Genomic DNA, 11757 nt, shown 5'->3' with positions numbered 1-11757 from the left:
TTACTAGTTCTGTATACTATAAAATAATGTTCACGCCAAAATTGAAATTGCGGGGAGTGATGAAGCCGTTTTCCGGATCCCAGAAAGTCCAACGCGGCGAAAATACCGCTGCATTCTGCACGCTTGCCGAAAGTTGCAAGCCCTGAATCTTATAAGGCAACAGCAGATCTTTCGGAAATTGGTACGACAGTACAACGCTTTCGAGGCGCACAAATGATTTGTTTACCCAATTGGTGCCGATGTTTTTAGAGCCGATCCGTGCATAGTCGTTGATCGGGTTGGTACTGGTCCAACGCGGAAACGCATAATCCGAAGTCCGGTCCGGAAAAGAGTATGAGTTGGCTGCGCGCTGAAATGACCCGTAGTAGTTTAAATTCGAGTACAGCATTACTGACAAAGCGAATCCTTTATGCTTGAGGTCGTTCCTCAGGGACAACCGCCCCCGCGGCGTTTTGTAACCCTGAAACACCTTATCCTCATTATTCAGCAGCCCATCGCCGTTTTGGTCTATGTACTTAAAATCTCCGGGTTGCAGGCCGTATTTCGCTGCTTCGGCTTCTTCACCCAGCTGCCACACCCCTGCTCGTTCGTATGACCAGATGCGATCCGGGTCCTGACCGATAAACCAGCCGTTCACTTCGTCATCGGATTCACGTTGGCCAATTACCTGTCCCGACGCATCCACAACGTCGACCATGTCTCCGTAGAGTGACTTGATTGTCCGTCGGTTCAGCGAAAAATTGGCAGTCGCATTCCAGCTAAATTGTTCGCGCTGGATAATCCCCGCATTGATCGAAACTTCCAGTCCTTTATTCTGTAGCTTGCCCAAGTTGCTGGTGACTTTCTCGTAGCCGGTGACGTCCGGTAGCAAACGGTCCACCAACAAATCGTGCGTGGTAGCCAAATAAGCTTCTACTGAACCACTGACTCGATTGCTCAGCAAGCCAAAGTCTAAACCGATGTTATGAGAGGCGCTCCGTTCCCATTTCAGGTCGTAATTAGCCATCGTCTCAACATAAATCTGCGAAGTTGTATACACGTTACCCGACTGGTCGATGTAGGGCACTAAACCGGAAGCCATCTGGGCCAACGCCGCATATTGACCGATTTCCCGGTTACCATTCTCGCCCCATGAGTAGCGGAGTTTCCCATAGTTGAGCCAGCTTACATCGGGAATAAAGGATTCGTCGGTAAAAGTCCATCCCAGTGCCAGCGCAGGGAATACGGCCCGTGGATTGCGCTTGCCAAATGCGGAGTATCCGTCGCGTCGTATGGACGCCGTCAGCATGTAGCGCCCCTTTAGCGAGTAAAACAGCCTGCCCATCAGGGCATCACCTGTTCTATACATGTCTTCACTTGACACCTTGTTGATGGATCCAGCTTGTAGCCGGTGATACCCAAGCTGATCGCTTGGCGAGAACCCCTGGGCTTCGGCAGTCGTAGACCAATACTGCCCTTTCTCCGCATTGGCCAACAACGTCACCTCGACGTTATGGATGTCGGCAAACTCCCGCCTCCAGCGGAGAATGTTGTCAAGCTGCCAGTTGAAGGTCTTCGTGTGTTCCCTTTCCGCCGACCCACCGATGGATGCCCAGCGATCTCCGTGTGAGGAGTAATGGTTATAGTATTCAGACCACTCATACCTCGGCGTGAAATTCAGGTTATACTCGATGCCGAAAGGCAGGTATACACGGGCAAAAAGCGTAGCGATGACGTTTTGCCGCCTATCGACACGGTCTGTATATAAGTTATCGTAAAAGGGATTGATTGGGTCAAGGCCAGTCGGGCGGCGCCAAAATTCACTATTCGGATCGCCAATGTTATTTGAACCATAGGGTGAAATCATGGTCATCTGGCTCGAATCCGACTTCAAGAATCCTTCATTGCGTGAAGCAAACTGCATGTTCACCCCGGAGGTCAGAAAAGAAGTGATTTTCGATTCGACATTTGCCCGTGCGCGGATATTCTTAAACCGGTCCCCCGTGATCACGCCTTCACGATCCGTATAACCCAGCGAAAAATATTGGGAGACATATTCCGAAGCATTTGAAATATTCAGACTGTAATCCTGCTGCCGTGCTGTTTGAAATATCAGATCATCCCAGTGGGTGATCCTATTGGCAAAATAGTTCTCAATCTCGGGCGAAGTCAGGTTTAGACGCGACAGCCATTTTGTCACTAACTGTTCTTGGGTCACGCTAGTTACCGGCGTGCTTTGGTCGTAATTATACCACGCCAACGGGTCTATCCCACTTAGGTTGTTCGGGTTGACAAACATCTGCGGATATTGCGCAAGGTATTCCTCTGAAAACCGACCTTCGTTATAGTCCTGACGAAACCTCAGAAAGCCTTCGGGATCCAAAATATCAGGCTGATTGGCCGATTGGGCAAGACCGGTATTACTAACCAGATTGATCAATGGTTTACCCTGTTTACCCCGTTTGGTCGTTATCACGATCACCCCATTTGACGACCGGGAACCGTAAACGGCGGCGGCGCTTGCATCTTTAAGGATGTCAACCGTAGCGATGTCATTGGGATTGATATCGGTCAGTGCCCCCTCATAAATGACATTGTCCAGCACAATCAGTGGGCTATTGCTCGCGGTCAACGTCCCGTTGCCGCGGATGGAAAGTGTGGCCTCGGCTTTTGCATCCGTACCGACGCCGATATTTAATCCCGGCGCATTAGCTCTTAACAGATCTTGCACGTTTCGTGGTCCCTGAGACGCCAGATCTTCCGCTTTGATACTGGAAACGGCGCCCGTTAAATCCCTTTTCTTTGCTGTACCATAGCCAATTACCACAACGTCCTCCAATAGCTGTACGTCTTCCTGTAGGGTAACATCGATTACCGTCGTGGATCCGACCCTAACTTCCTGTGCCATATACCCTACATAGGTAAATAGCAAGGTTGCTCCCTGCGCTACGTTTTCGATTTGGAACCGGCCGTTTTGATCGGTAACGGTACTTATGTTTGTCCCTTTTACCGATACGCTTACCCCCGTCAAGGGTTCCCCGCTCCCTATGACAGTCCCCGAAACAGCCGATTGAAGGATTTTTGCGACCGATTTCAGTTGAGAAGATGGCGTCAACACGATATGGCTGTCAACCACTTTGTAGGAAATCTCCTTTCCTGCAAATAATTTTTCCAAGACCAGGTCCAATCGCTCACTTTCTACCGATAGTGTTTCGTGCTCTTCGGCACCGATTTCCCGGTGGTTATAAAAAAATAAATAGGGAGTTTGCTTTTCTATGGCTTTCAGGATATCGCCTACGCTAGCGTTTTTAACCTTCAAGGTTATGCGCTCTTTCTGTGCGTACAAATCTTTGCCACTTAGCAACAACGAACAGAGCATCAATAGAGTAATGGTCAGTTTCATATAAATTACTAGACGTATAATTGGATTTTGTAGGGCAATGCACGTCACATATGAATTGTTCTTCATATTTTTGTCTATGTTTAAAGTTCTGTGAATCTATTACTTTAAGCTACTTTTGGTAAGGTGTGCGGCAAACACGCCTTACCATCTTTATCCGATCGTTTAGTCTATCGTCATAAGCATCCCTCCTTTTTAATGTTAATTTATTTCTGTGCAAATATTTCAACCTCGTGTTCCGTTATTTTGTACCCGAAAGGCCTACCTGCCCGAACAACTTCAAGGATTTTCTCCAACTTCTCCTGGTAATAGAATTTACCCGTACATTCATACGATGCAATCTCCGGATCCTTAATACGGATGGGCTTTTGATAGTAGCGGGATAGTCGTTCTGCCATATCGGAAAATGGCGTCTTGTTGAATATCAGATAGCCTTCGATCCGATCTGCCATTTCTGTTGAGTCGATATCGCCCTGAAGATGGTTTCTGTCCTTTTCTTTATCATAATCGAGCTTTTGCCCGGGCTGCAACGTTATCTCCTGATGCGCCCGGTTACGGTCACGTATCAACACCGAACCAGCGTACAAGGTCGTCTCAAAATGCGAGGCCTCATCGTACGCATAGACGTTAAATTCGGTTCCCAATACCTGGATGGTGTGTGTGGCGGTTTCAACCTCGAAAGGTTTCTGCTGGTCGCTTTTTACATGGAACTGGGCTTCACCATTTAACACGACCTGTCTTTTTCGCGTGCTAAACCGCTCTGGATAGGTAAATTCGCTTCCCGCAGCCAGCCAAACGATGGTACCATCTGCAAGCACCAATTTTACACGCTGTCCCACAGATACTTCGATGTGGTGGTAGCCGGAAACATCACCTCGGTATTTAAAAAAATACCAACTTGCGGCTACCGACAAAAGTATGGTCGCGGCGATCCTGAGCATGCCCCGGATATTCCGAGGCCGATGATCGCCTCCCGGAAGCTCTTCTCTCGGGCCTTGAATTCTTGTTTTCAGCAGATCATACGCTTGGTCCGTCGAAACAGTGTCTATATCACTGTGGCTAAGGAGAACGAGATCCCACGCATTCCGGATCAGACGGTAACGCGCCTTATGTGCTGGAGAGGCATCCACCCAGTCCAAAAAACGATCCTCTTCTTCGGGGGAAAGTTCTCCCCTAATGTATGCTAATAGTTGCTGATCCGACATGGTTCAAAATCAACGAAAAAGTTTGCCCGCCGTGCGGTTTATAATTTGATTAACGTTTCTGTCCGTTAATGAAAGGTTATTTTGCGAGAAGGCATTACCCCTAAAGAAAAAGTGATTTTTTTTTAAAAGCCGACAAAATGAAGGGCTATTTTGAGGTAATCGGATAATTTAGGCCGCAATATTTTAAGTACCTTACCGATATGATATTCTACGGTTTTTTCAGTTTTTCCGATTCGGGCCGCAATTTCTTTGTTGGAAAAGCCTTGTTCACGGCTTAGGTTAAATATCGCCCGTGTCTGCTCAGGTAATTGAGCCAAGGTATCGGCTACCACGAGTTCGATTTCTGAAAGATAAATATTGGAGATACTCAACGTCTGGAGTGTATACATATCCAGCTCAACTTGGCGTAAGCTACGTGAAAATAGGTGCTGCTCGATATGATACCGCCTACGCTTTTTTTCCAGGCTGTTTAACATTTTCAGCTTGACGACCTGTGCCAGAAAAGCAAACAAATGGGAGGTATCTTCCTGCAAGTTTAAACGGTGCTCCCAAAGTAAGACAAACGCGTCCTGCGCAATGTCTTCCGCCAAGCCGTCATCTTTGAGATAGGAAACCGCAAACCGCAGTAGCCGGTGATAATATCGGTCAAAGGTTGTGCGGAAAGCCCATTCCTCCCCGGCCTTGATTCCCAAAACCAGGTCTTCGTCCGATGGTTCATATTTCGTTGGCATGGAATGGGGATAACCTTTTCTGCAAACATACAGTTTTCAGAAATGAATTCGGAACCCCCAAAAGCCTTTAATCACATAGCTGTTCCACCGCTGTCCGCGCTACGAGCGCTTGTGCGGCCATGGCTGCGGACGCAGGGTTCTGCCCGGTGATAAAAATGCCGTCGGTCTCGATATATGGTGTAAACGGAATAATCGCATGGCCGAACTGAGCGCCCAGTGCTTTCAACCGATCGGTCAGACTGAAGGGCACGTAACGGTGCCTTTTTAACAGGGCCTCTTCGGTATCGGTATAGGCCGTGATACGCAATCCGCTTAATGCCGCCGGCCGAAGTTTGGACAACGATAACATCGCAGCCACCCCGTGTCCTACCATCGCTACCGGGCTTCCGTTCAACAGGCATTCATACAGCAGCTTTCCCAGCCGCCGGTTATCCGATAAGTCCCACAACGCGCCGTGTCCATCGGCGATATACAGGGCATCAAAAACGGTTGACGCCACTTCCTCCAGGCTCCAGGTGTTGCCCATTTCCATCTGAGCCATGAAATCGTCCCGATAGGTCTTTACTTCTTCCGTGGCATAATCGCTTTGTTCACTCAACGGATCGATGGGGGATCTGCCGCCTTGGGGACTGGCGACAGTAACTTCAAATCCAGCTTTTATAAATGCATAATATGCATCTGTAAATGTACTCAGCCACGCGCCGGTCTGCTCTTTCTCTTCTGCCAGATCAGCGTGGGATGTCAGGATCATCAATAGTTTCTTCATATGCCCTATAAACGACAAAACCGATGCAGTGTTTGTACGTATCGCAAAGTTTTAGCGTTTTTTAACAATTCCATGAAAAAACCCTAACAATGCCGAAAAAATGGCAGGCATATCCGCCAGTTTTGCGTATCGCCTGCCAAAATTCGTGATGCGCACGTGCGCGTTTAGTCAATATACTTGATTGCTTGGGCTTTTTGGTATTGTTTGTCTTCGTCCGACCCGCTATACTGAAAGCCGAGGATGATTACGCCGTCCGCTCCTACCTCCCGGCATTTGGCAATGATGTTTTGCTTGGCTTGCTCCTCGCCATTTATCCCCCCGACCAACTCAGAAAGATGGCCAATCACTTTGTATTCGGATTTGACATCGCGCTCGGCGTAATATACATCGATACGATCGGTAGGCTGGTAACGATCGCCCACATAGGAGATCGTCGAACAGGAGCATAAAAATAGAGCAAACACGGTGACGCCGGATAATAAACGAGAAAAGGAAGCCGGACGGTTATTTTTCATATCAAAAGCGCTGGTATACTGCAAACATATAGAAAATCCGGTTAATAGCAATATAATCGCTCCTTGCGACGCTCATTTAACCTGAAGAGCATGTTGCAGCCGATTGTATCCGGTGGCTTCCTCCCACACGTCGTCATTGGCCAACCGGATGCAGTATTCGGGGCGCCCCGCCAAGCGTTCATACGCATCGGGCAGATGCAGCAGCATTTCGTAGGTACCGGCCGGAAGGTCCTCCGGAATCAACACCTCCGCAGTGATTTGTACCGTTCCGGTATGCCAGGTCCGCACATCCTGCGGAATGGGAATCGAAACCACCGATCCGTCGGCTTGATTGCGCAGTACACATAGCAGGGGCCGGGCGTTGAACGGCGCGGCATATCCTTTGTTTTCCAACTGCAGGGTTATCCGGCTTTTGGCGCCGCGGAAAGCTTGATCGGGCAACGTGGCTTCTTTCAACACGAACCGGTAACCGAGGTTCCGCTTGATGGCGTCCATGCAGCCGCCATCCTGCCAATCGTTGTTGACGGCGTTGTTGTAATGGGCATTGAGGTAACTGTAGTGCATGTCTGCAAATTCCTGCCGAGCGATGCCCGTTGGCTCGCAGTCGTTCTGCGGACTGTAATCGTCGCTGCAGGTCTCGCCACCGACGACCACATACCGCCCTTCTTCTTTCATAAAGTTGCGCAGGGTACTCACCACGGCCGCATCCGAATTACGCGGGCGGTTGCTGTTGCCATAATCCTCATACGTGCCAATGTCATTGGGTCCCGAAAGGAAGCAGTCGTTGTGCAAACCGATGCGTGCGTTATCGGCGCCGGAAAAGGCTTCGGCGGCCGATAGCGGCTCGGAGCTAACCGGTGCGTCGATGCCGTATACATAGCGCTGCTTGATCTGCGGATAACGTACCTGCACCATGCGGTCTTCGGGAACGGCTTCCAGAAGTGCCCGAAGGACATCCAGACGGTCCTGCCAATTGGCATCCGTAAGGCGGTAGTCCTGTCCGCCATTGCCGGAAGGATCGCCGAAATGGTCGGAATAATATTGCTCACCCCAAGTACCGATGAACCCCATCTGTACACAGGCAATCACATCGGCATGCTGCTCGAAAAAGGGTTTGAGTTGCTGGATGTGATTCAGCACCACGGCCTTGGGGGCGTCTCCATAAGGTGGGCAGATGAACCCTTCGGGGCAATCGCCTGCCGTGGAAGTGACGGTGTACACAAACCGGGGGATGATCTTGACACCTGCGGTCCTCACGGCATCCATCTCGGTATCCAGCGCAGTGAGGATGGCGTCCGAAATGGGCCCGTTCCGGAAATTATCGAGGATGTAATAGCGGAATACCAGCGTGCTGGCCACTTCGTAGTTGGCCGAGGAAAGCTGCTGCGGGCTGCGGTATTCCAGCAGCTCGGCTGCATCCAACGGCGTAAACTGGCTGGTACGGGTTTCGGAATACCGATAGAACCCACGTTCGGGGTTGGTGAAATCTGCGTCGCTTTCTGTGTAGGTAACACGGACTCCGCTCACTAGCGGCAGCTCTTTGGTCGCCCGCGTGCAGGCGTAAGCCAGGATGGCACCGAACAGCAGCACGCTGCCGATGAGGCATATGGTGAATAGTTTGTGCATAACGTTAAAGTTTAAAAAAGATCCGTTTCTGGTACAGCCAGTAGCAGAGCAGCCACTCTAAGTACAGGGTAACGCACGCTACGGCGATCAACACGAGTCCGGAAGGTGCGGCAAGCAACTCCAGCGCACCGCCCACAAAAATGCCGACGGTACCGTTGAACCATTGCTTGCCCACCGTTTCAAAAAACAGGTAAATAAAAATCGGGTTCATGCCGATGACCACGAATACCCATGCGTACCGGTTATATCCGCGTACGTCTATCAGCCAACGGAAGAAGGCCAAGAGCAGCAGGATATAACCGCCGGAAACCAGCACGAACGACGAGGTGCTGATGCGTTTGATGATGGGCGTGACGGCAGGCCAGTCGAGCAGATAACCGGCCAACAGTCCGGCCAGCCCTGCCCAGATCAGTTTCCGGATCTGGGCAGCCACAGGTTGGCTGCTGGTCAATAGCTTGCCCGCCAGTACGCCCCAGATGGTATGAGCAGCGGTCGGAAGGAAATTGATCGCTGCCCAGCCGCCGCCATTGTGCTTGCCCATAATCAGGTGGTCAACGTAAGCGCCGAAATTTTCGCCCTTTACAAAGGGGTGCTCGAAACCGGGCACGGTGACCAAGCGGTACAGGCATTCGGTCAGCACCAGCAGCCCCAGACTGAACAGAAGCTGCCCCATCGTAGGCCAACGGATGATCAGGTAGGCAATGAGCGTGGTGGCGGCAAGCTGGGTCAATACGTTCCATAGCTCCCAAACCAACCGACCGGAGTATACGCAGTGGAGCGCCACCCCGCAGGCAAACAGCTTCAACGATCGCCAGGCGACGCTCCGGAAATGGGTCGACCAGGCGACCCCCTGCTGGGACTTCCTGCTCCACGACAGGTACAACGAGGTGCCTGCAATGAGCATGAAGCCGGGTTGTACCAGGTCCCAGGCACGGAGCCCGTGCCACTCGTGGTGAAAGAACTGGGCGACCACGAGATGCGCAGGCCCGGTGGGGAACACGTGATCAAGTGCCTCGTATACGCCGCAGGCCTCGGCGGCCAGCAGCAGCATAATCAATCCCCGCATTACATCCAGCGACAGGACGCGGGTGGCCTGCGGTTTTCCGTTCATTGGTTCCATCGGTTTATGTATATCAGTGGTCGTTCTTATTCATCCATGGGAAGCTCATACGATGCCTGCCCTTCGCCGGGCGCACGTCCCAGTTGAGCCGACCAATCGCTCTTCGTAACCGTAATGCCGAGCCGCAGGCCCCCACCGGTAAGGAATTTGAGCTTCCCCCGCTCTATGCGCAGTTCGAACCGGGTGTTGTTACCCGACGTCTCCACGGCACCCAACGTATAGTAGTCGGCAATGGATTGCTGTGCGAAACTGAAGGCCGACTGTTCGCCCACGTGGTAGAATACGTCTAAGCTTCCTGCCAACAGCGGCCCTTCCAGCAACACATCGTAACCGCCTTCGGGAAAGGTGCCCGTAAGCAAGCCCGTGCCGCTGCTGTTGTCGGTATCGAGGTAAAAGTCAAAGATATCCCCTGCCGACGGCCGGGTGTCCAGATCGACGTACACATATACATAGTTGCCATCGTAGTCCAGTTTGACTTCGTTGACGATGCCGCCGGTCGAACCGGGGTCGATTACATGCTGGGTGACGGCCTCCCAGTCGGCAAGCGTGTTGTCGCCGATCCGGACCGGCGAGGTCTTCGCAATGTTGATGACTGTGGATCCTTCGTACATCTTTCCCCCGGGAAGCGTCACGTACAAGGTAGCCACGTATTTGCCTTTACCCGGGTATTGGTGGGTAGGGTTCGCGTCCGTCGACTCATTCCCGTCTCCGAACTCCCAACGGTAGCTTCCGCCGCCTTCGGTTTTGTTGACGAAGGACACCTCATTTCCATCAACCTGCAACTCGAACAACACATCGATTTCCGGTACCGGGACGGTCTGAAACTTGGTGCAGCTGCCTGCCGCCAACCCGACGGCAAGTGCTGCGATGATATAACTGATTTTCTTCATGAGGTTGCGATTAGGGGTTTTGGGTAACTGAGGGATTGCTCAATATTTCATCGATGGGAATGTGGTAGATGCTCCGTGGATGCTGCCAATCCAACCGGATATTGGCATATCCGGTAGGCTGCCGCGACAGGTCGATATCGGACTCGCGCAGTCCCACCAAGTGGTACCCCCAGTAGTTACGCACCAGGTCCTGCTTGTTGCGGTAAATGTCAAACACACGGTGCCCCTCGAAAGCCAGCTCGATGCGGCGCTCTTGCCAGACGGCCTCCAGCACGCTCATCCCGCTGGGTGCCTGCCCGGCATACAGGTGGTCGGATAAGCCGCGGTTGGCACGGATGATGTCCAGATCGTCCAGCGCTTCGGCGCCGCGGTTGCTCTTGGCCTTGGCTTCCGCGCGGTTCAGGTAGAGCTCGGCAAGCCGGAACAGAATGGGCGAGCTCAGATTGGGGTTGCCGTCCTGGTACGAGAATTTCCGGATGTAGTAGATGGGGATGCCATTCAGGCGCCTTACGGCACCGGATCCGTCGGTCGAAGGCTCGATGTACGACCACCGCACGTCTTCGGGCGTATCTTCCATGCGTGCACGGAGGGATGCAGACGCGAACTCTTCGCCCCAACCGGAATTTCCGTCGGAGTACACCATCGAGGCGATGGAGCCCCGGCCGTAGTCGTCCACACTGGTGAATGCCACGCAGAAAATGGTTTCGCTGCCCGAAACGGCGTTCGCAAACAACGACGGGTAGGTATCGGCCGTGGTTAACGTAAACCGGCCGGAATTGATCACCTGATCGGCATACTGGATGGTCTGCTCGTGGTTTTCCATGTACAGGTATACACGCGAGAGCAACGCCCACGCGGCTTCCTTCGATGCATACTGGGCACCACGCGGACTGTTCATCAACGAAGCCCCGCGCTCGGCGTCGGCGATGACCGACCGGTATACTTCATCCACGGTGGCGCGTTCCTTGGCGGCGGGCTCATCGAGCGATAACCGCAGGATCACACCCGGTGCCGCAGGGTCATGCGTGTAGGGTTTGGCAAACAGGCGCACCAGGTTGAAATGGGCCAAGGCCCGCAGGAAGTAACACTCACCCAGCAATTGCTCGGTTTCGGCATTGATTTCGCCCTGCTGCTCAACGGCGTCGATGACCGTGTTCGCGGTATTGATAATCTTATAGGAAATATACCAGAAGAAGCGGGTATTGGCCTGGGTAGGTGTATGATCCTGCGTAAAACTGTACCACAGCGGGTCGGTAGTCACCTGGCCGCACACGATGTCGTCGCTGGCAAAGTCCGACAGCTGAAAATACTGACGCAGGTACATGTTGTTCGCACTAACCACCCCGTTGAATTCGACGTGATCCTTGAAAAGGGAATACGCCCCGTTCAGGGCATTCCGGAGCCCGTCGCTGGTCGTAACGAGCGTACCGGTGGTCAGCGAGTCGGAAGGCTCGACGACGAGGTCGCAGCTGCTGACGAGCAGACCGCAGAGTAAGCCGAGGAAATATATACGGATTTTCATGGT

At 52.2% G+C, this 11757-nt stretch carries 9 protein-coding genes; all 9 read right to left on the bottom strand.

Annotated elements, in window-relative coordinates:
- Positions 1 to 16 precede the first annotated feature (16 nt).
- The 9 genes from ACFQRK_RS19070 to ACFQRK_RS19030 all read right to left on the bottom strand — a co-directional run bounded on the left by ACFQRK_RS19070 (position 17) and on the right by ACFQRK_RS19030 (position 11754).
- Positions 17 to 3382 (bottom strand): SusC/RagA family TonB-linked outer membrane protein, encoded by a 3366-nt coding sequence (locus ACFQRK_RS19070; RefSeq protein WP_379009560.1) that lies wholly within the window; start codon positions 3380 to 3382, stop codon positions 17 to 19.
- 203 nt (positions 3383 to 3585) lie between these two features.
- Positions 3586 to 4584 carry a FecR domain-containing protein gene (locus tag ACFQRK_RS19065; RefSeq protein WP_379009557.1) on the bottom strand — a complete coding sequence of 333 codons (999 nt, stop codon included), beginning with the start codon at positions 4582 to 4584 and terminating at the stop codon, positions 3586 to 3588.
- Between the two features lie 122 nt (positions 4585 to 4706).
- The gene (locus ACFQRK_RS19060; protein WP_379009556.1) at positions 4707 to 5315 is read right to left on the bottom strand and encodes an RNA polymerase sigma-70 factor; all 609 of its coding nucleotides are present in this window, start codon (positions 5313 to 5315) and stop codon (positions 4707 to 4709) included.
- A 67-nt stretch (positions 5316 to 5382) separates the two neighbouring features.
- A complete protein-coding gene (locus ACFQRK_RS19055; protein WP_379009554.1) occupies positions 5383 to 6081 on the bottom strand; it encodes a type 1 glutamine amidotransferase domain-containing protein in 699 nt (232 codons plus the stop codon).
- Between the two features lie 164 nt (positions 6082 to 6245).
- Entirely contained in the window at positions 6246 to 6596 is a 351-nt protein-coding gene (locus ACFQRK_RS19050) for a hypothetical protein (RefSeq protein WP_379009552.1), read from the bottom strand.
- A gap of 72 nt (positions 6597 to 6668) precedes the next feature.
- Complete coding sequence (locus ACFQRK_RS19045; RefSeq protein ID WP_379009550.1) at positions 6669 to 8222, bottom strand: DUF4832 domain-containing protein; 1554 nt, start codon at positions 8220 to 8222, stop codon at positions 6669 to 6671.
- 4 nt (positions 8223 to 8226) lie between these two features.
- Positions 8227 to 9222 carry an acyltransferase family protein gene (locus ACFQRK_RS19040; RefSeq protein WP_379009548.1) on the bottom strand — a complete coding sequence of 332 codons (996 nt, stop codon included), beginning with the start codon at positions 9220 to 9222 and terminating at the stop codon, positions 8227 to 8229.
- 146 nt (positions 9223 to 9368) lie between these two features.
- On the bottom strand, positions 9369 to 10232 hold the full coding sequence (locus ACFQRK_RS19035; RefSeq protein ID WP_379009546.1) for a PKD domain-containing protein: 864 nt from the start codon (positions 10230 to 10232) through the stop codon (positions 9369 to 9371).
- Between the two features lie 10 nt (positions 10233 to 10242).
- Positions 10243 to 11754: a RagB/SusD family nutrient uptake outer membrane protein gene (locus ACFQRK_RS19030; RefSeq protein WP_379009544.1), complete on the bottom strand. Its 1512-nt coding sequence runs from the start codon at positions 11752 to 11754 to the stop codon at positions 10243 to 10245.
- Positions 11755 to 11757 lie beyond the last annotated feature (3 nt).

The organism is Parapedobacter sp. GCM10030251, assembly GCF_042666505.1.
Lineage (GTDB): Bacteria > Bacteroidota > Bacteroidia > Sphingobacteriales > Sphingobacteriaceae > Parapedobacter.
The sequence above is the reverse complement of the archived record's forward strand: the minus strand, read 5'-3'. Positions and strand labels throughout refer to the sequence as shown.